Below are 19,961 nucleotides of genomic sequence, written 5' to 3' on the forward strand. Positions count from 1 at the left end.
TGCTTTTAACCCGCATACCGGACATGCAGACGTGCCAAGTGTTTTCCAGCATGGATGACTACGCGTTTTGGTTGCGCCAGTCGGGTGTGCTGAAAGCGGGGCGAAGCTTAATCCCGGTAGGCAAATTGGCGGATGTCTACGGGAACGAGGCGGGCCTGTCAAGGACGCATCTAAACTTTTATTTCTCTAGGAAAATCAACGGTTTGAGGTGCGCGGTTTTCTTTGCCTCGGATGGTGTTTTGCGCTATGTTCGCTCCTTTGTTCCACAGAATCAGAGATGAGCCATGCTGCGATCGCAGCTTACTGACGCTTTGAAAAAGGCCGTCCTTGCGAAGGATGCCTGCTCCGTAACCACCGTGCGCCTTATTCTGGCAGCACTTAAGGAACGCGATATCGCAGCACGGGGCGAGGGGAATACCGATGGTATTTCCGACGATGATATCGTCATTCTGCTTCAGGCGATGGTAAAACAGCGCCGCGAAAGCATCGAAATGTACACTAAGGGCAATCGCCCGGAATTGGCAGAACAGGAAGCGTCCGAAATCGCCGTGATTGAAAGGTTCCTGCCCAAACAGCTTTCCGATGAAGAAATCGAAGACGCTGTGCGCGGTGCCGTTTCCGATCTTGGCGCGACCTGCCTTAAGGACATGGGCCGGACCATGGCTGTTCTGCGTGAACAGTACAGCGGCACCATGGATTTCGGCAAAGCTGGTGGCGTTGCTAAAAAACTTCTGGGTTAATGCCAAGAAGCCTATTTAAATGGAAGCCGGGCGTGTAAAATCGTCCGGCTTTCGTCGTCTCAGGCCTGTCATTGGTACAGCAATAAAAAGCAGTCCGGGACAGGATTATCACCATTGGTGCGTATGATCGCACCAGCATCACGGGATCGGGACAATCATGAGCTTTCCCCAGTCGTTTCTGGACGACCTGCGGGCACGGGTCGATTTGGCGGATGTCGTCGGATCGTCTGTGAAGCTGATCAAGCGTGGCCGGGAGTATTCCGGGCTGTGTCCGTTCCATTCTGAAAAATCACCTTCCTTTACGGTCAACGACCAAAAGGGATTTTATCACTGCTTTGGCTGTGGCGCGCATGGCGATGTCATCAGTTTTGTGATGAATACCCGTGGCTTGACCTTTGTCGAGGCGGTCGAGGTGCTGGCCAATCAGGTCGGCATGGATGTGCCAAAACCATCACGCGAAGCTCAGGAACGCGAACAAAAAGCCAAAACCCTGTATGAGGTGATGGAAGTCGCCTGTGTGTTCTTTGAGCGCATGTTGCGCATGCCAGAAGGTAAAGAAGGGCTCGAATATTTCCGTCGGCGCGGTCTGGATGATAAAACCATTGCCGATTTTCGCCTTGGCTTTGCCCCCGATAATCGTGGGGCGCTGAAGGCCGCACTCAAGCGCGAAGAAATCGACGAAAAACTGATGGTCGAAGCCGGACTTTTGATCGAGCCCGAAGATAGCGGGCGACAAAGCTATGACCGGTTCCGTGGCCGGGTGATGTTTCCGATCCTTGATCGTCGGGGCCGCGTGGTGGCCTTTGGTGGTCGTGTCATGGGGGATGGCAAGCCAAAATACCTTAACAGTCCCGATACGCCGCTGTTTCATAAGGGGCGGTTGTTGTATGGCCTGCCGCAGGCGCGCGAAGCATCGCAGAACGATGCACCGATTATCGTGACCGAAGGTTACATGGATGTTATTGCCCTGCACCGGGCAGGATATCGCGGGGCCGTCGCCCCACTCGGCACAGCGGTCACCGAAGAACAAATCGGCGAACTTTGGAAAATGACCAACGAGCCGGTGATGTGTCTTGACGGTGATGCGGCGGGCAAACGGGCGGCTGTGCGTGCCGCAGAACGCGCACTGCCGATCCTGCGCCCCGGCAAATCACTGGTGTTTTCCATCCTGCCCGAAGGCGAAGATCCCGATACTATGATGGCCGCCCCCGACGGGTTTGCGACGTTCCAGAAAATTATTGATGCGGCAGTTCCCTTGGCCGAGTTGATCTGGCGCATGGAATTGTCGGGGCGCAAGATTGATACCCCCGAACGGCGTGCCGCCCTTGAGGCCGACCTTCATCAGCGTATTTCCGTGATTGCCGACGACGCGGTTAAATCGCAGTACCGATCCATGTTTAATGATCGCACGTGGAAATTGTTTAAGGGCGAAAAACCCGGAAAACCGGCGGGTCGTGGTGGTTATGGCGGTGGATTTTCAGGGGGATCGGCGGGCGGTTATCAAAATAAAAAACCGGGCCGGGCTGGCAAACGCGGGAAAAATGACCATTTCTGGGGTCCGGCCGGTAAAGCGGTGCCGGGGATGTCGCGTCCACCCATGCAAAAGAAGCGTGACCTGCAAGACTCGATCCTGCTGGTGACGCTGATCAACCATCCTCATCTGCATGATGAGGTCGGTGAACAGCTCGGAATCTATAGTTGTGCAGACTCCGAGCTTGACAATCTTCGTCGGGCCGTCTTAAAGCTGCTTGATGATGATCCTGGACTTGATTCTGATACGATCAAGGCCCAATTGAAGCGCGACGGGCTGTCAGAGACAGTTTTGCGGGTGGTTAGTGCGGATATTATAGCGCACGCTGCTTTCGCCAAGTCCGAAACGCCGCTTGAACGGGCCCGAACGGGTTGGAAACAGGTTTTTTCCATGGCTGTAAGCTCCCTGGAGGACGAAGAGGCAAAATACGCCGTCCGACAGTTGGCAGCAGATACCAGCGAGGAAGAATGGGAGAGGTTTTCTCACAGACGTGAGGATCTCGCTCGTCGCCGGGAGAAAGTGTTTAAGCTCGACGACTGATCTTTGGGTGCGGTGCACGCCGGATCAGCGATCGGGCTATTTGTGATTTGCGCTGAGAATACAGTGCTTGGGACAACAACGGTACAGAACATGTACCCAGCGGGAAACGGGGAATAGATGTCGTCTAAGACTTCGAACGCTGAAGAGAAAAAGAACTCTTCTGAAAACGCAGACGGACCTCTTCTCGATACATATAAGTCGGCCATCAAAAAGCTCATTGCCAAGGGCAAAGAGAAAGGCCACATCTCGGTCGATGAACTGAATGCGGCTTTGCCGTCAGAGCATTTTTCGTCGGAACAGATCGAAGACGTGATGAGCAATCTCAATGAGATGGGCATCAATGTCATCGATGGTGACGATTCAGATGATAACGACAGCGAGGAAGCAGAAGCTGATCCGCGTGGTAATATCTCTGAAGACGATGTGGGCCGTACCGATGATCCGGTGCGTATGTATCTGCGCGAGATGGGCAGTGTCGAATTGCTGTCGCGCGAAGGCGAAATCGCCATTGCCAAACGTATCGAGGCCGGTCGTGACATGATGATTGGCGGGATTTGCGAATCCCCGCTGACCATTCGTGCGATTGTCAATTGGCATGACCAGCTCCAGGCTGGTGAACTTTTGCTGCGTGACGTCATTGACCTTGAGACCACCTATGGCGGTGGCCCGGATGCGGAAATTGCCGCACAGGAAAGTGACGGCGAAGAAGCCGATGCCGAGGAAGTCGATCCGGAAGCAGATGTCGAAAGTTTCGACAGTGCCAATGACGACGACGATGATGAGGCCGAAACAGAAACCCCGCACACCATTGGTGAAGAGGAAGAGGAGGACGACGAAGACGAGTCCGAGACTTCTGAAAAATCCGATGATGATGACGAGGAAGAAGAACAGGCTCAGGGCCCGCGCGACAGCGATGAAGACGATGACGAGAACGAGCAGGTCAATGTCTCTCTGTCCAAAATGGAAGAAGAACTGACCGAGCAGGTTCTTGAGAAGTTTGAGCTGATTGCGAAGACCTACGAGAAACTCCATAAAGCCCAGGAACAGCGTCTTGTTGCGCATAATAAGGGCGAGGCCGTGCCGGCCGCGACCGAAAAGCGCTACAACAAGCTTAAGAACGAGATGGTCGACCTGATGGAAGATGTTCATCTGAACAACTTCCGGATTGAAGAGCTTCTTGATCACCTGACCGGCTTGAACAACCGTTTGCTTGGCCTTGAAGGTAAGCTTCTGCGCTTTGCCGACCGCTGCAAAATCAAGCGTCCTGATTTCGTTAAACAGTATCAGGGCAACGAGCTTGACCCGAACTGGATGGAACGTGTTTCGGGCCTGCCGGGCAAGGGCTGGAAAGCCTTCATCGAACGTTATCCTGATGAAATTGCCAATTTGCGCGAAGGCATCGGTGGTGTTTCTGCCGAAGTTGGTTTGCCGATTGGTGAATTCCGCCGTGTTTATGGCGTGGTCAACAAGGGTGAACGCGAAGCAGGCCGTGCAAAGAAAGAGATGATTGAGGCCAACCTGCGTCTTGTGATCTCGATTGCCAAAAAATACACCAACCGTGGTCTTCAGTTCCTCGACCTTATTCAGGAAGGCAATATCGGCCTGATGAAGGCGGTCGACAAGTTTGAATACCGCCGTGGGTATAAATTCTCGACCTATGCGACCTGGTGGATCCGTCAGGCGATCACGCGCTCTATTGCTGATCAGGCCCGGACCATACGTATTCCGGTCCACATGATAGAGACCATCAACAAACTGGTTCGGACCTCGCGCCAGATGTTGCATGAAATCGGCCGTGAACCGACCCCCGAAGAGCTGGCTGAAAAACTGCAGATGCCGCTTGAAAAGGTTCGTAAGGTTCTGAAAATTGCCAAAGAGCCTATCTCTCTCGAAACCCCGATCGGGGACGAGGAAGACAGCCATCTGGGCGATTTCATCGAGGATAAAAACGCTGTTCAACCGCTTGATGCGGCGATCCAGGCAAATCTGCGTGAAACTACCACGCGGGTTTTGGCATCCCTTACGCCGCGTGAAGAACGTGTTTTGCGGATGCGTTTCGGGATTGGTATGAACACCGACCATACTCTCGAAGAGGTTGGTCAGCAGTTCTCTGTGACCCGCGAACGTATTCGTCAGATCGAAGCAAAAGCGCTGCGGAAGCTCAAACATCCGTCACGCTCACGCAAATTGCGTTCGTTCCTCGATTATTAAGAAATAACACGACGTTCGGGCTTGACCTTGGCCCGAAAATCGCTAGTTTTCGGGACCGCACCAGTGATCTGGTGCGGTCTTTTCTATACCCCATATTGTTTCTTGGGGGCCCGTAGCTCAATTGGTTAGAGCCGACCGCTCATAACGGTCTGGTTGGGGGTTCAAGTCCCTCCGGGCCTACCGTGCAGCAATGTTCATATCATATGAGCATTGCTGCATCGCTCTCAAACTCCCCCATACTTTTTAAAGATTGAGTGCCAACTGAGTTGTCATAATTCGGGGTTATAAATCCGAGAGTGACACCCGCAGGCCATTTCGGGCGGATAGAGCGATGGCGTGGATTGTTTTTTCGAACTCATAGGCGTGGTCGAAATCCGGGTAGGCCGCATGCTTGTCGCGGATGGCGCGGAGCAGGGCAGTGGCTTCGATGACTTTAAGGTCATTAAAGCCAAGCTGATGTCCCGGTGCCGGACAGAACTGGCCATAGGGCGGGTGTTCCGGACCGGTCAGGATGGTTGTGAAGCCCTGCTGTGATGTGTCGCCTGTGTTGCGGTAAATCTGAAGTTCGTTCATGCGCTCCTGATCAAAGCAGATCATGCCCTTGGTGCCATGTACTTCCCACGCAAGCCGGTTCTTACGTCCCCAGGCAGAACGGGATGTCGAAAGGCTGCCCTGCACGCCGTTGGCAAAGCGCACCAGTGCAGAGGCAGTATCTTCGTTTTCGACATTGGCACGTCCGGTGCCATCGGCCAGCGGGCGGGTTGCATGGACGGTTTGCATGTCGGCAATCAGGCTTTCAATCGGGCCAACAAGGCCATAGGCCATCGAGACAAGATGACAGCCCAAATCACCAAGTGCCCCCAACCCGGCATCCGATAGTTTTGCACGCCATGTCCAGGGCAGGGACGGGTCTGCTTGGTAATCCTCATCCACCCAGCCACGAAAATGAACGATGTTGCCGATTTCACCACTTTGCACCAACCGGCAGGCGTGGGTGAAGGCGGGGTTTTTGATGTAGTTATAGCCAACCATGGTTTTAACCCCGGCCGCACGGGCGGTGTCCCGCATTTCGCGGGCTTGATCAAGGGTGAGTGCCAGTGGTTTTTCACAATAGACGTGCTTGCCCGCCTTGATCGCGGCAATTGCCATGTCGAAATGCAGGGTGTTGGGGGTGGTGATCGAAACAATATCGACATCCGGGCTGGCAACCAGAGATTTCCAGTCATCCGTTGCGTGAGCAAAACCGAACTGGTCGGCCATTTGTGCAGCCTTGTCAGCCGGGGTGTCGCACAAAACAGCCAGATGAGAATCGGGAACATCCCCCATAACGGCCTTTGCCGCGCCAAAGGCCAAAGCGTGGGCCTTGCCCATGAAACCGGTGCCAATCAACCCAATGCCAAGCGATTTCATTTGTTGGAACTCCTCATCTAGCCAAAATAGAATTTTTGTTCTATTTAATGGATGATCATGGAACGCAACGTGCGTCAAGCAGAATCAAAACAGGAAAACAAACCGCCATGAGTGATCAGACCGCACCCGTTTCGCTTGAGGAATTCAATCACCGGCTGGCTGAAATATCGGAAACCATGCCCAAAAGGTTGCGCCAATGTGCCGAATTCGTTGCGCAAAATACCGACCGGATTGCGGTGTCGACCGTTGCGGAACTTTCGATAGGGGCCGGGGTGCAGCCATCGGCTTTCATGCGGTTTTGCCAACTGATGGGGTTTTCCGGCTTTTCTGAAATGCAGAAAATGTTTCGCGAAACCTATGCGCAGAAATGGCCTGATTATGCGACCCGGCTTGAGAACCTGCGCGCGACCGGCGATGACAGCCCCAGTGCCTTGCTGGCCGAGTTTGTTGAGGCAGGGCGTCTGTCGCTTGAGAATCTTGCTTCAACGGTTGATCTGAAAACCCTTGAAAAGGCGGTTGATGTGCTGGCGGCGGCCCCGATGATCCATGTGGTCGGATTTCGTCGTGCCTTTCCCGTGGCGAGCTATCTGTCCTATGCGTTTGAGAAAATGGATATCGCTGCGGTACTGCATGATGGTGTGGGGAACCTCAATCCCCGGCATGCGATTCGCACGGGCGATGTCGTGATCGCGATTACCTTTGCGCCCTATTCACAGGAAACGATTGATCTGGCAGCTTATGCCCATGACATCGGAAGTCAGGTAGTGGCAATCAGCGACGCGTTAAGCGGACCAATGCGTAAAACCGATGCACTGATGCTGTCGGTTTCCGAGGTTGATGTGGGCGCCTTTAGGGCGCTGTCGGCAACGATTTCATTGGCAATCGCGCTGGCGGTTTCGGTTGGGGCAAAACGCGATAAACTGGCTTATGGAAAATAATTATTGAAAACTTTATAAAACAGAATAAATATTCCATTCATGGCAAGTGTTGATGGAATACATGTCACCAAAAACGGATGCAAAAGACATCCGCAAGACCATGGCGACACCGCCGAAGGGAAGGAAAACGGAATGCTTAAAATAGGTTTGCTGGGCGCAGGGCGTATTGGTCAGGTCCATGCGGTTAATATTGTCGCCCATCCGCAAAGTGAACTGGTTGCCGTGTCTGACAAATTTGATGACGCCGCACAGAACCTTGCACGTGTACATGGCGCCGTGGTGCGTACCAGCGAAGAAATTATTGCTGATCCCGCGATTGATGCGGTTTTGATCGCAACATCGACCGATACCCATGCCGATCTGATGGAGGCGGCAACCGCAGCAGGAAAGGCAGTGCTGTGTGAAAAGCCGGTTGATCTTGACCTCAAGCGTGCGGTTGATTGCCTTGCACGCTGCAAGCCGCATGGAAAGCCTGTGATGGTTGGCTTTAACCGGCGTTTTGACCCCAATTTCAACAGCCTGAAATCAGCGTTCGACAAGGGGGAAATCGGCAAGGGTGAATTACTGTCGATCACATCGTTCGATCCCGCCCCGCCGCCGGTCAGCTATGTAAAGGTTTCGGGCGGTATCTTTCGCGATATGGCGATCCATGACTTTGACATGGCGTGCTGGATTTATGGCGAACTGCCGGAAAAAGTTACGGCAATCGGTTCAAGCATCGTTGATCCGGAAATCGGTAAGGCTGGTGATTTTGATACGGCAATTACCACACTTGAGTTTTCCGGCGGGCGCATGGCGGTGATTAAAAACAGCCGCCGCGCGGCATACGGCTATGACCAGCGAATAGAATTTCTGGGATCAGACGGCTTGCTGGCGGCGCACAATGTTCTGGAAAACACGGTCGAGATCATCACCCGTGCCGGTGCGACCAAAGCCAAGCCCGAGCATTTCTTCCTTGAGCGCTATGCCAAAGCCTATCAAATCGAATGGAACAGCTTCATCGAAGGTGTTGAGGGGGACACCGAGCTTCCGGTGACCTTGCAGGATGGCATCAATGCGCTGATCGTTGCCGAGGCCGCGGCCTTGTCCGCACGCGAAGGGCGGACCGTGGACGTCGCAAAGGAAATCCCGGCCTGATTTCAAAAGGTACCTAAGTGGTCTGATTTTTCACCGGCGCAGCGATCAGGTTGCGCCGGTTTTGTTTTGGCGGAGCTATCCCCGGCATTCGAGTCGTTCAGAAGGCACGTGAATTCGCGAGTTTGTAGCGTTTTCGGCCTTCTTTACAGTGGGTGCCGTCGCAGAATTTTGCAGGGTATTTAAGTGGCGGTTCTCGGAGATTTAGAGCTGTGCGCTGCGTTTGAAATATCGCGATTTTGCAGTGCAATAGAAAAAAAATGTTGATTTTACATAAAAATAGAACAAAAATTCTATTAACGGTTTCAAGAATCGGGCTCGACCCACACCGTCATGGGCAAGAAGGACGCATTAAGACGACCGATTGCCGGGAAATCACATAAATCTAATGGGATAACCCCAACGTTATCAGCCACTAGGGAGGCACTCATGAAAAAGGCGCTTACTGCCGTTGCGGCAGCAGCATTTGCATTTGCCGGTTTGACCGGGACTGCATCCGCAGAAAATGAAAAATTTGTTCTGATCAGCCACGCACCGGATTCAGATAGCTGGTGGAACGTGATCAAGAATGCCATTCAGGTCGCCGGTGACCAGATGGATGTCGAAGTTGAATATCGCAACCCACCGACCGGCGATCTGGCCGACATGGCACGTATTGTCGAACAGGCCAGTGCAACCAATCCGGATGGCATCATTGTGACCATCGCAGACTTTAACGTCCTTCAGGGGCCGGTTAAAGATGCAGTTGATAAGGGCATTCCGGTTATCACGATTAACTCTGGTACTCAGGAACAGTCCGAAAAACTCGGCGCACTGATGCATGTCGGTCAGCCAGAATATGACGCCGGTTTTGGCGCAGGAAAGCGCGCGGCCGCAGCCGGTGCGAAAAGCTTTGTCTGTGTGAACCATTACATCACCAACCCGGCATCGGTCGAACGTTGCCGTGGCTTTGCCGACGCCCTTGGTGTTGAGCTTGGCAGCCAGATGATCGATAGCGGTCAGGATCCGTCGGAAGTCAAAAACAAGGTCAGCGCATATTTGAACTCTCATCAGGATGTTGATGCGGTTCTGACCCTTGGTCCGAATTCCGCCCATCCGACCTTGGCTGCGCTTCGCGATTCTGGTCTGGCGGGTGAAATCATGTTTGGTACATTCGATCTTTCATCCGAGATTGCCGATGCGATCAAAGCGGGCGAAATCGACTTTGCGATTGATCAGCAGCCGTATCTGCAAGGGTATCTGCCGGTCGTCATTCTGACCAACTATGCCCGTTACGGCGTTCTGCCGTCCGGTCATATCAATTCTGGTCCGGGTTTCATCACCAAGGACAATATTGCGCAGGTCGAAAAATACGCCGGCGAATATCGTTAAACCTCCCTCCCGTCAGGGGCGTGCCAGTTTGGCCGCCCCTGGCCACCCCTTCTATCAGTTAAAAGAGTAATGCCATGTCGGACGAGCGGATCAAGCAAGTCTCAGCCATTCGCCGTGCCATGATCAGGCCCGAACTCGGAGCGATCTGCGGTACGATTCTGGTCTTTGTTTTCTTCTTTATGATTGCCGGTGATAGCGGCATGTTTTCCGCCGAAGGTGTTCAGAACTGGGGCGTTGTTTCCGCGCAGTTCGCGATCATTGCGGTCGGTGCCTGCCTGTTGATGATTGCCGGCGAGTTTGATCTTTCCGTCGGTTCCATGATCGGCTTTGCCGGTGTGGTCATTGCCATTCTGTCGGTGCAATGGGGCTTGCCGATTTGGCTTTCGATCATTGCGGCCTTTGTGGTTTGCATGGCAATTGGGGCGCTGAACGGGTTCCTTGTCATCAAGACCGGCCTGCCCAGTTTCATCGTAACACTGGCATTTTTGTATATTCTGCGCGGACTGACCATCTGGCTTTCCATTTTGACGACCCGTCAAACCATTATCGGTGGTGTGAAAGAAGCAGCCGAAGGCGACCCGCTGGCATGGTTGTTTGGCGGTGTGATCTTCAAGGGGCTCTTCCAGTGGTTGGGCGATATTGGTGTGATAGAGACCTTTACCCGTGGATCGCGTATGGGCCAGCCGGTGGTTGATGGTATTCCGATGCTGGTTGTCTGGGCGCTTGGGCTTGTCATTTTTGGTCACTGGCTTTTGACCAAAACACGTTTCGGGAACTGGATTTTTGCATCGGGTGGTGATGCGCAGGCGGCACGTTATGTCGGTGTTCCGGTGAACCGGGTTAAAATCCTGATGTTTATGTTTACCGCTTTTTGCGCAACTGTGTTTGCCACCTGTCAGGTGATGGAATTCGGCTCAGCCGCAGCAGATCGTGGTTTGCTCAAGGAATTTGAAGCCATCATTTGTGTGGTCATTGGCGGTGCGCTTTTGACCGGTGGATATGGCTCTGTGATCGGGGCGGCACTAGGCGCGCTGATCTTTGGTGTGGTTCAGCAGGGCCTGTTCTTTGCTGGTGCTGAAAGCTCGCTTTTCCGAGTGTTCCTTGGGGGTATCCTGATCTTTGCTGTCATCATGAATACCTATATCCGCCGCATGATTACGGGAGAACGGTGATGAGCACGCCTTTGATTGAAATGGACAATATCGAAAAACATTTTGGTCCTGTCATCGCCCTTGGAGGTGTTTCCTTCAATGTCATGGAAGGGGAGTGTCATTGTCTTCTGGGCGACAATGGTGCCGGGAAATCGACCTTTATCAAAACCATGTCGGGGGTTCACAAACCGACCAAGGGTGTGATGCGGGTTAGCGGTCAGGATGTCGCATTTTCCAGCCCGCGGGATGCGATGGAAGCCGGGATTGCCACGGTCTATCAGGATTTGGCAATGATCCCGCTTATGTCGGTGACACGCAATTTCTGGATGGGACGTGAGCCACGTAAAAGTTTCGGCCCGTTCAAATGGATCGATTTCAAACACGCCAACAAGGTGACCATGGATGAAATGTCATCCATGGGAATTAACCTGCGTGAACCAGAACAAGCAGTTGGGACCCTGTCGGGCGGCGAGCGCCAGACGGTTGCAATTGCGCGTGCGGTTCATTTCGGGGCCAAGGTCCTGATCCTTGATGAGCCGACATCCGCCCTTGGTGTGCGTCAGACATCGAATGTTCTGGCAACCATCGACCGGGTGCGCAAATCCGGGATCGGGGTGATTTTCATTACCCATAACGTGCGTCATGCAATGGCCGTCGGTGACAGATTTACCGTGTTGAACCGTGGCCAAACCCATGGCACGGCAAAGCGGGGCGAAATCAAACCGGAAGAATTGCAGGATATGATGGCTGGCGGACAGGAGCTTGCCCAGCTCGAAGGGTCGCTCGGAGGGACAGTTTGATGAAGCGGCTTGATGTCATCACGATCGGACGGTCGTCGGTTGACCTTTATGGGGCCCAGATTGGCGGGCGCCTAGAGGACATGGTGTCGTTCAACAAATATATCGGCGGGTCCCCGACCAATATGGCATGCGGTACGGCGCGTTTGGGACTTAAATCTGCGCTGATCACCCGTGTTGGGGATGAGCATATGGGCCGGTTTATTCGCGAAAAATTGATCGCCGAAGGCGTTGATGTCCGTGGTGTGGTCACCGACCCGGAACGTCTGAGCGCACTTGTGTTGCTTGGGGTGCGCGATCAGGAACAGTTTCCGTTGATTTTCTATCGCGAAAACTGTGCTGACATGGCGCTCTGCGAAGATGATATCGATCCTGATTTCATTTCGGATGCACGCTGTGTCACGGTTACGGGAACGCATCTATCGCATCCCAAAACCCGTGCTGCGGTGCTTAAGGCTGTAAAACTGGCGCGCGATGGTGGTGCGAAAACCGCCCTTGATATTGATTACCGTCCCAATCTTTTGGGGCTGTCGGGACATGGGGATGGTGAAAACCGTTTCATTGCGTCGGACACGGTGACCAAGGAATTGCAGGCAACCCTGCATTTGTTTGATCTGATCGTGGGGACCGAGGAAGAATTCCATATTGCCGGGGGGACGACAAATACCCTAAAGGCGCTGGAAAATGTTCGGAGTATCTCGAAGGCGACGCTTGTGTGTAAACGCGGTCCGATGGGGGCGGTGGCCTTTGCCGACGAAATCGGTACGAACCTTGATGATGGAATTTCCGGGCCGGGGTTTGCGGTTGATGTCTTTAACGTCCTTGGTGCGGGTGACGGCTTTATGTCGGGTCTGCTCAAAGGCTGGCTAACTGATCAGGATTGGCAAACGTCACTTAAATACGCCAATGCATGTGGGGCGTTTGCGGTGTCGCGCCATGGCTGTACGCCTGCCTATCCGAGTTGGGAAGAACTTCAATTCTTCTTTGATCGTGGAATGAAAACCCCGGAACTGCGCAATGACGCAGAGCTTGAACAAATCCACTGGTCAACCAATCGAACCGGCACATGGCCGGAAATGCGGGTCTTTGCCTTTGACCATCGCATGCAGCTTGAAGATTTGGCTGATGAGCTAAAAGTTTCCCGTGACCGCATTGGACCGTTCAAGGAACTTTGCCTTCGTGCGGCGCGGACGGTATCTGGCGATAAGGTAGGATACGGCATTCTGTGTGATCGTCGATTGGGCCGTGATGCACTTTATGCGGCCGCGGGAACCGGGCTTTGGATTGGACGTCCGGTCGAAGTGCCGGGATCGCGTCCCTTGCAGCTTGAAATTGGACCGGATCTTGGTACCAAGCTTGCAGAATGGCCGGTCGAGCATGTGGTTAAGGTCCTGTGTTTTTATCATCCCGATGACGACGCCCAGACCAAGACCGATCAGGAAGAAACCATTGTCCGCCTTGCTGACGCGGCACGGGCCAACGGGTTGGAATTCCTGCTGGAAGTCATTCCGTCGAAAGTGCGCGACTGCGATGATGAAACCACGGCCAAGGTGATTGAACGTTTCTACGATATCGGGGTTTATCCCGACTGGTGGAAGCTTGAGCCAATGAAATCGGATGGGGCATGGCGCAATGCCTGTGATGCCATTGCCAAAAATGATCCTTATTGTCGGGGCATTGTGGTTCTGGGCCTTGAAGCACCAGAGGCAGAGCTTGTCGAAAGCTTCGAAGTTGCGGCACGGTATGACATGGTCAAGGGTTTTGCCGTTGGGCGGACCATCTTTGCCGGTGTTGCACGCGAATGGTTAAGCGGTACGATCACGGACGAAGATGCCGTTGTCTCAATGGCAAATAAATATCGCGCCCTGTGTGATACCTGGGACGCAGCGCGCAAAAAATCGGGAGGAGCGGCATGAAAACCGTTCGATTAACCGCCGCCCAAGCAATGGTGCGGTACCTTAGTTGTCAGATGAACAGTGATGGCGATCCCTTCTTTGGCGGGTGCTGGGCGATTTTCGGGCATGGCAATGTCGCGGGGCTTGGCGAGGCCTTGCACGGTATTGGCGATGATTTTCCGACATGGCGCGGTCATAACGAGCAGGGTATGGCGCATGCCGCCATTGCCTATGCCAAGGCATCCAATCGCAAACGTGCGATGACGGTGACGACCTCTATCGGGCCGGGGGCGACCAACATGGTAACCGCTGCGGCACTGGCGCATGTGAACCGTTTGCCGGTTCTTCTTGTGCCCGGTGATGTGTTTGCCAATCGCGCACCTGACCCGGTTTTGCAGCAGATAGAAGATTTTGGCGATGGTACGATTTCGGCCAATGACTGCTTTAAACCAGTAAGTCGCTATTTTGACCGGATCACCCGCCCAGAACAGCTTTTGACCGCCTTGCCGCGTGCGATGGCTGTACTGACTGATCCGGTGGAGTGTGGTCCGGTCACATTGGCGTTCTGTCAGGATGTTCAGGCAGAAGCCTATGATTGGCCAGAAAACTTCTTTGTGCAAAAAACATGGAAACAGGTGCGCCCGCGTGCAGACCTTGACCAGATTGACGCCGCGATTGCGGCGATCAAGGTGGCAAAAAAGCCACTGATCATTGCCGGTGGTGGCGTGCATTATGCCGATGCATGTGATGATCTGCGCGACTTTGCCCATCGTCATAATATCCCCGTGGCTGAAACTCAGGCGGGAAAATCCGCCTTGGCGTGGGATGACGCACTTAACCTTGGGTCCATCGGTGTCACCGGGGCAAGTAGTGCCAATGCCGTTGCCGAAGAGGCTGATCTGATCATTGCGTTGGGCACGCGCCTTCAGGATTTTACGACGGGAAGCTGGGCGCTGTTTAAAGGCCCGAACCATCGCATTCTATCGATCAATGTTGCGGCCTATGACGCCCGAAAACATGATGCAATTTCGGTTGTTGGCGATGCCAAGGTAACGCTGGCGGAGCTCAGCAGCGCGCTGGGCGAACATCAAGCACGTAGTGTCGATCCGGCGCTTAAGAAAAGCTGGATTGAGGCGGTTGATGGTGTCACAGCCCTGCCAACCGGCAATGCCTTGCCGACCGATGCGCAGGTGATCGGTGCGGTTCAGCGCAGTACGGATGACGATACCATTGTGGTCTGTGCTGCTGGCGGGCTTCCCGGCGAGTTGCACAAGCTTTGGAAAGCGGCCAAGCCGAATGGATATCATGTTGAATATGGCTTTTCCTGCATGGGCTATGAGATTGCCGGTGGCCTTGGCGTGAAGATGGCGCGTCCGGATCGTGAAGTTGTCGTCATGGTGGGGGATGGGTCCTACATGATGATGAATTCCGAACTGGCGACCAGTGTGATGCTGGGCCACAAGATCATTACGGTAATCCTTGATAACCGCGGTTTTGGTTGTATCAACCGGTTGCAAATGGCGACCGGCGGGGAAAGTTTTAACAACCTTCTTGATACCGCACGCCATGTTGAACCATCTGCCATCGACTTTGCCGCCCATGCCGGTGCGATGGGGGCGGTTTCTGAAAAAGTTGCATCGATTACCGAGCTTGAAGACGCCATGGAGCGGGCACGCAAGGCAGATCGATCCTACGTCATTGTGATCGATACCGATCCGCTGCCCAGTACTGAGGCCGGTGGTCATTGGTGGGATGTTGCCGTGCCAGAAGTTTCGGTGCGCCCGACGGTGAACGAAGCCCGCAAAAATTACGAAGCTGCGCTGAAAAACCAGCGCCCCGGAGACTAGAATTATGATCCTTTACGGTACCAATCCGATTGCCTGGTCCAATGATGATGACCAGACCCTTGGCGCAGAAATCAGCCTTGAGACCTGTTTGTCCGAAGCTGGAAAAATCGGCTTTGACGGCATTGAAAAAGGCCACAAAATGCCGACAGAACCGTCTGCCTTAAAAGCAGCGCTTGAGCCCCATGGTCTTCAATTCGTATCTGGCTGGCATTCGCTGAACCTTTTGACCCATTCGGTCGAGGATGAGAAAAAAGCCATTCAACCACATCTTGATTTGCTCAAAGCCATGGGCTGCAAGGTTTGCATCGTATGCGAAACCTCAAACGCCATTCATGGTAATGATGATGCCGCCCTTAATGACAGCCCGGTTCTGGTTGGTGATCAATGGGCAAAGTTTGGCGCGGATGTTGAACTGATTGCGGCCTATTGTGCCGATCAGGGGATTGATCTGGTCTATCACCATCACATGGGCACGATTGTTGAAACTGCCGATGAAATTCATGCCTTTATGGCCAATACCGGCCCGAAAACCAAATTGTTGCTCGATACCGGACACGCATGGTTTGGCGGCGCCGACCCCAAAGAATTGGCGACCCGTTACATGGACCGTGTTGGGCATATCCATTGTAAAAACGTGCGCCCGACGATCAGCAAACAGGTCCGTGAAGAGGGCTTGAGCTTCCTTGAAGGTGTGCGCCGTGGTGTCTTTACCGTCCCAGGGGACGCCGAAGGTGGCGTTGCGTTTGAACCGGTCCTGAAAATAGCGGGTGAACACGGTTATTCCGGTTGGCTGGTGATTGAGGCCGAACAGGACCCCAATGTGCGCAACCCGTTTGAATACCAGTCACTGGGATTGAAATCGCTCCGCGATATGGCCGAGAAAACCGGACTGGATAAAGGAGACATCTGATGGCAGACCTGCTTAGAAAACCAAGTGGAACACAGGGCAAGGTACATGACATTACCGCCAAAGATGCCAATTGGGGATATGTCGGGTTTGGTCTGTATCACCTGAAAGCGGGCGAAAGTGCTGCCGAAGCAACAGGGGATCGTGAAGTCATTCTGGTTCTGGTCGAAGGCAAGGCAAGCATTTCTGTCGATGATCAGGATTTCGGCGAACTTGGCAAACGTATGAGCGTTTTTGAGCGGATCCCGCCAGCTTGCGTCTATGCGCCCAATGAAGCGAACTGGAAAGCGGTGGCCACGACGGATTGTACGCTTGCGGTTTGTACCGCACCGGGCAAGGGAAATTACCCGGCAGGGGTGATCAGTGATATCGAACTGGTTGAGCGTGGCAAAGGGGCCAATACCCGCTATATTCATCCGATTGCGATGGAAGATAAAGACATTGCCGATAGCCTGCTGGTGACCGAGGTGTTTACTCCGCAAGGCAACTGGTCAAGTTATCCGCCCCATCGTCATGATGAGGATAACTATCCTGACATGACCTATCTTGAAGAGACCTATTATCATCGCCTTAACCCTGCTCAGGGGTTTGGGTTCCAGCGGGTCTTCACCGAGGATGGCGAGTTGGATGAAACCATGGCGGTTTCAGATGGCGATGTTGTTCTGGTGCCCAAGGGCCATCATCCGTGCGGCAGTCCATATGGCTATGAGATGTATTATCTTAACGTCATGGCCGGACCGATGCGCAAATGGCGCTTCCAAAACCATCCAGATCATGACTGGATATTCCAGCGCGATAGCAAGTGATTGCAGACTAATCGAGAGTTTTCCGCGAATGCGGCTGAGCCATTTGAAGGCTTTTCTCGTTGGTGTACATGCAAGTAGATGTCGTCTTTTCTGGTACTAAGTAAATACTCATATCAAATGAGTATTTACTTAAATCTCCCAACGAAATGCCATACTTTTCCCGCGGGTCATAATTTGGAATTATGACCGGAGAATAGCTACCTGTTTGTTCTGATTGATGTTCTTCTGAGCCTTGTTGTCATGTGGTTCTGATAGAAGAAGATAAATCGATAGAATCCGGTAGGCTGCAATAGCTTGGAAGGGAGGATACTCAGGAGTTTCAATTTGACTCTGGGGTATGTTCGCGCCTAGAAAAGAACAAATAGTGAACATATGTTGTGCGTGATGTTAACTGAACGGCTTGATGAGGCGCGTGCCGCCTTGGCACAGCTCGACAAACAGTGGAAAGGACAGGTTGCTTGTCCGGACGGTGAGACGGGTGGTGTGATTTCACATGCCTTTGGGAATGTGTCGCTATCCCGGCATATTGGCCCTGTCGGTATTCGATCTGTTGGCTTGCATGAAGTGGTTTGTGGCCATGACGATGGGCCCGCATCGGTTCTGGCGTGGCATCTTGCGCAGATTGGCGAAAATAAATGTGAAACAGGACCTTGTGGCAAATCTGTCTTTTGGATCAGGCAGCGGCGGGCCATTGATCAGGGACGTTTTTATCACTTGTCCTTGCCTGATCTGGCATCGGGTCCGCCGCCCTTGATGATGACGACCGGGCAGCAGGTTACGGCTCTTTGGGCATGTGAAGAAGTTGCCAAATCCGGGCAGGTCGCATCGGTTATTCTGGAGACAACCGACTATGGTTTGACGGCGGCCCGACGTCTGCAACTGGCGTGTGAGAAAGCCGGGACCCGTTTGATCGTGCTGAGAAGGGCGCAACAGACCAACCGTCTTGCACCATCCAGTGCGCTAACACGCTGGAAAATCGAACCTTCCGATGACCGGAAGACAAACAGTACAGGAAATATTCATCATCTCAGCCTGATCGGGGGACGTGGGGTTCGACCGGGCGGCTGGAGAGTTGAGATCAATGCAGCAACGTTTTCTATATCTGTGGTTAACGCAATGGAAAGTCGACTGCCATCGGATCGCGCCGTCCGCATGCGGGGATGAAACACGGCAAAGCCCCAACAAGGTCGGTGTGCCACTGATCATCACGCGTGTTGATCCCAAAGGCGTTCTGGTGTGCGGATTGAATGGTGCTGCGTATCAGGCGGGGCTACATGGTGCCATGCGCTTGTCGGATGCACGCAGCATATTGCCTGATCTGACGAATATTCCCGAAGAACCCGACCGTTATCAATCGGAACTAACCCGTCTGATCCAGTTTATGGATCGCTACAGCCCATGGATCGCACCAGACCGTATGCTGCATACCCAAAGCTTGCAGGGGGACGCGGGCTTGTGGCTCGACATTACGGGCGGGAGCCATTTATTTGGCGGTGAATCGGCAATGCTGGGGCAGGTTTTGCGTGATGTGCAGGCACGTGGCATGCATGCGCGTGCCGCGATTGCCGATACAGCCGGGGCGGCTTGGGCAGCGGCACGCTGTCATCCTGATGCGCCCGATCAGCGCATCCTGCATCTGCCGCGCGATCATAGGGTTTCTGCGCGATTTCCTGTGTCCTGTCTCAGGCTAACGGATGATGTTTTGACCTTGCTTTCCCGACTTGGGCTCAAACGTCTTGGCGATATTACGCCATTACCGCGTGCGAACATCACCACCCGGCTGGGGCCGGATGTTTTGCAACGCCTTGATCAGTTTTATGGCCGTCTGCCGGAACATCTGAGTTTTGAATTGCCCGAACATCGCTGGCTGATCGGACGCAGTTTTGGCGAACCATTGGGCGATGCCGTCACCCTTGCGCAGGCGGTTGAGGCCATGATGGCGGAGCTGTGCGAAAGACTTCGGGGCGAAAATCTGGGTCTGCGCCGTGTCGTTTTGCGCTGTATACAGGTCGATGGGCATACCCATACGATTGCTGTGACAACCGGCAGTCCGTGCCAGATCGAGCTTCATATCCTGCGGCTTCTTGCGGAAAAAATGCCCGGTGTGGATGCCGGGTTTGGCATTGAGCAGGTCGTCCTTTATGCGCCCTGGGTTGAACATGTCACCTTTCGTCAGGTCCGGCTGGATCAAAAGCAGGATGACAGTGGCGGAACCATCGCCCTTGCGCAATTGGTTGACCGGATCACGCATCATCTGGGGGCGGACGATAGCCTGTTTTACCCGGGGCATCATGCCAGCCACCTGCCTGAACGGGCCGCCGTCCGTCAGGCCGTTACGGGACCGGTCAAGCCGATGCGGCTTGATAACGTGAGCCTGCCCCGTCGGCCGGTGCGCCTGATTGATCCGCCTGAGCCTGTCGATATTCTTGCGCGCAGTGATACAGGGACCCCGATTAGACTGCGCTGGCGCAAGATGATTGTCGAAATTCTGCGTGCCGAGGGACCCGAACGCATTTGCCCTGAATGGTGGGAGCATCTGGACCGGCATGACTTTGCCCTAAGCCAGCAGACCCGCGATTATTTCCGGGTGTGTGATCAGAAAGGCCGGATGCTGTGGCTGTTTCGAAGTGGCTCGTTCGGGCAAGATATCTGGTCCGTTCATGGCCTGTTTGGGGGATAGATC

Annotated in this window: 15 protein-coding genes and 1 tRNA gene; 15 read left to right on the forward strand and 1 reads right to left on the reverse strand. The window is 53.7% G+C overall.

The annotated features are described in order from the left end of the window. Positions 1–284 precede the first annotated feature (284 nt). The 4 genes from COO92_RS02155 (at position 285) to COO92_RS02170 (ending at position 5,202) form a co-directional block, all read left to right on the forward strand. Positions 285–740, forward strand: a complete 456-nt coding sequence (locus COO92_RS02155; RefSeq protein WP_101299491.1) for a GatB/YqeY domain-containing protein — start codon at positions 285–287, stop codon at positions 738–740. 157 nt (positions 741–897) lie between these two features. Next, the gene (dnaG, locus tag COO92_RS02160; RefSeq protein ID WP_101299493.1) at positions 898–2,811 is read left to right on the forward strand and encodes a DNA primase; all 1,914 of its coding nucleotides are present in this window, start codon (positions 898–900) and stop codon (positions 2,809–2,811) included. 117 nt (positions 2,812–2,928) lie between these two features. After that, on the forward strand, positions 2,929–5,022 hold the full coding sequence (gene rpoD / locus COO92_RS02165) for an RNA polymerase sigma factor RpoD (RefSeq protein ID WP_022731304.1): 2,094 nt from the start codon (positions 2,929–2,931) through the stop codon (positions 5,020–5,022). A 106-nt stretch (positions 5,023–5,128) separates the two neighbouring features. Continuing rightward, a tRNA-Ile gene (locus tag COO92_RS02170) sits at positions 5,129–5,202 on the forward strand. 102 nt (positions 5,203–5,304) lie between these two features. Here COO92_RS02170 and COO92_RS02175 read toward each other — a convergent pair. Beyond that, positions 5,305–6,432 carry a Gfo/Idh/MocA family protein gene (locus tag COO92_RS02175; protein WP_101299495.1) on the reverse strand — a complete coding sequence of 376 codons (1,128 nt, stop codon included), beginning with the start codon at positions 6,430–6,432 and terminating at the stop codon, positions 5,305–5,307. A 107-nt stretch (positions 6,433–6,539) separates the two neighbouring features. Between COO92_RS02175 and COO92_RS02180 the strand changes: the two genes are divergently transcribed. The 11 genes from COO92_RS02180 to COO92_RS02230 all read left to right on the forward strand — a co-directional run bounded on the left by COO92_RS02180 (position 6,540) and on the right by COO92_RS02230 (position 19,958). Continuing rightward, entirely contained in the window at positions 6,540–7,370 is an 831-nt protein-coding gene (locus tag COO92_RS02180) for a MurR/RpiR family transcriptional regulator (RefSeq protein ID WP_101299497.1), read from the forward strand. 132 nt (positions 7,371–7,502) lie between these two features. Further along, entirely contained in the window at positions 7,503–8,507 is a 1,005-nt protein-coding gene (iolG, locus tag COO92_RS02185; protein WP_101300016.1) for an inositol 2-dehydrogenase, read from the forward strand. Between the two features lie 426 nt (positions 8,508–8,933). Next, on the forward strand, positions 8,934–9,875 hold the full coding sequence (locus COO92_RS02190; RefSeq protein ID WP_101299498.1) for a sugar ABC transporter substrate-binding protein: 942 nt from the start codon (positions 8,934–8,936) through the stop codon (positions 9,873–9,875). 74 nt (positions 9,876–9,949) lie between these two features. After that, a complete protein-coding gene (locus COO92_RS02195; RefSeq protein ID WP_101299500.1) occupies positions 9,950–11,047 on the forward strand; it encodes an ABC transporter permease in 1,098 nt (365 codons plus the stop codon). Continuing rightward, the gene (locus COO92_RS02200) at positions 11,047–11,826 is read left to right on the forward strand and encodes an ATP-binding cassette domain-containing protein (protein WP_022734420.1); all 780 of its coding nucleotides are present in this window, start codon (positions 11,047–11,049) and stop codon (positions 11,824–11,826) included. The genes COO92_RS02195 and COO92_RS02200 overlap by 1 nt, the downstream gene beginning before the upstream one ends. Further along, positions 11,826–13,739: a bifunctional 5-dehydro-2-deoxygluconokinase/5-dehydro-2-deoxyphosphogluconate aldolase gene (locus COO92_RS02205; protein ID WP_101299502.1), complete on the forward strand. Its 1,914-nt coding sequence runs from the start codon at positions 11,826–11,828 to the stop codon at positions 13,737–13,739. The genes COO92_RS02200 and COO92_RS02205 overlap by 1 nt, the downstream gene beginning before the upstream one ends. Further along, positions 13,736–15,565 (forward strand): 3D-(3,5/4)-trihydroxycyclohexane-1,2-dione acylhydrolase (decyclizing), encoded by a 1,830-nt coding sequence (iolD, locus tag COO92_RS02210; RefSeq protein WP_101299504.1) that lies wholly within the window; start codon positions 13,736–13,738, stop codon positions 15,563–15,565. The genes COO92_RS02205 and iolD overlap by 4 nt, the downstream gene beginning before the upstream one ends. 4 nt (positions 15,566–15,569) lie before the next feature. After that, the gene (gene iolE, locus COO92_RS02215; protein WP_101299506.1) at positions 15,570–16,475 is read left to right on the forward strand and encodes a myo-inosose-2 dehydratase; all 906 of its coding nucleotides are present in this window, start codon (positions 15,570–15,572) and stop codon (positions 16,473–16,475) included. Continuing rightward, positions 16,475–17,278, forward strand: coding sequence for a 5-deoxy-glucuronate isomerase (gene iolB, locus COO92_RS02220; RefSeq protein WP_101299507.1), 804 nt, complete (start codon positions 16,475–16,477; stop codon positions 17,276–17,278). Before iolE ends, iolB begins: the two co-directional genes overlap by 1 nt. Before the next feature lie 384 nt (positions 17,279–17,662). After that, the gene (locus tag COO92_RS02225) at positions 17,663–18,442 is read left to right on the forward strand and encodes an ImuA family protein (protein WP_101299509.1); all 780 of its coding nucleotides are present in this window, start codon (positions 17,663–17,665) and stop codon (positions 18,440–18,442) included. After that, positions 18,360–19,958 (forward strand): Y-family DNA polymerase, encoded by a 1,599-nt coding sequence (locus tag COO92_RS02230; RefSeq protein ID WP_101299511.1) that lies wholly within the window; start codon positions 18,360–18,362, stop codon positions 19,956–19,958. The genes COO92_RS02225 and COO92_RS02230 overlap by 83 nt, the downstream gene beginning before the upstream one ends. Positions 19,959–19,961 lie beyond the last annotated feature (3 nt).

Origin of the sequence: Thalassospira lohafexi, assembly GCF_002844275.1 — a bacterium.
GTDB lineage: Bacteria > Pseudomonadota > Alphaproteobacteria > Rhodospirillales > Thalassospiraceae > Thalassospira > Thalassospira lohafexi.

Coding starts and splice junctions, on each gene's coding strand:
- COO92_RS02155 (WP_101299491.1), top strand. CDS start 285: ATGCTGCGATCGCAGCTTACTGACGCTTTGAAAAAGGCCGTCCTTGCG.
- dnaG (WP_101299493.1), top strand. CDS start 898: ATGAGCTTTCCCCAGTCGTTTCTGGACGACCTGCGGGCACGGGTCGAT.
- rpoD (WP_022731304.1), top strand. CDS start 2,929: ATGTCGTCTAAGACTTCGAACGCTGAAGAGAAAAAGAACTCTTCTGAA.
- COO92_RS02175 (WP_101299495.1), bottom strand. CDS start 6,432: ATGAAATCGCTTGGCATTGGGTTGATTGGCACCGGTTTCATGGGCAAG.
- COO92_RS02180 (WP_101299497.1), top strand. CDS start 6,540: ATGAGTGATCAGACCGCACCCGTTTCGCTTGAGGAATTCAATCACCGG.
- iolG (WP_101300016.1), top strand. CDS start 7,503: ATGCTTAAAATAGGTTTGCTGGGCGCAGGGCGTATTGGTCAGGTCCAT.
- COO92_RS02190 (WP_101299498.1), top strand. CDS start 8,934: ATGAAAAAGGCGCTTACTGCCGTTGCGGCAGCAGCATTTGCATTTGCC.
- COO92_RS02195 (WP_101299500.1), top strand. CDS start 9,950: ATGTCGGACGAGCGGATCAAGCAAGTCTCAGCCATTCGCCGTGCCATG.
- COO92_RS02200 (WP_022734420.1), top strand. CDS start 11,047: ATGAGCACGCCTTTGATTGAAATGGACAATATCGAAAAACATTTTGGT.
- COO92_RS02205 (WP_101299502.1), top strand. CDS start 11,826: ATGAAGCGGCTTGATGTCATCACGATCGGACGGTCGTCGGTTGACCTT.
- iolD (WP_101299504.1), top strand. CDS start 13,736: ATGAAAACCGTTCGATTAACCGCCGCCCAAGCAATGGTGCGGTACCTT.
- iolE (WP_101299506.1), top strand. CDS start 15,570: ATGATCCTTTACGGTACCAATCCGATTGCCTGGTCCAATGATGATGAC.
- iolB (WP_101299507.1), top strand. CDS start 16,475: ATGGCAGACCTGCTTAGAAAACCAAGTGGAACACAGGGCAAGGTACAT.
- COO92_RS02225 (WP_101299509.1), top strand. CDS start 17,663: ATGTTAACTGAACGGCTTGATGAGGCGCGTGCCGCCTTGGCACAGCTC.
- COO92_RS02230 (WP_101299511.1), top strand. CDS start 18,360: ATGCAGCAACGTTTTCTATATCTGTGGTTAACGCAATGGAAAGTCGAC.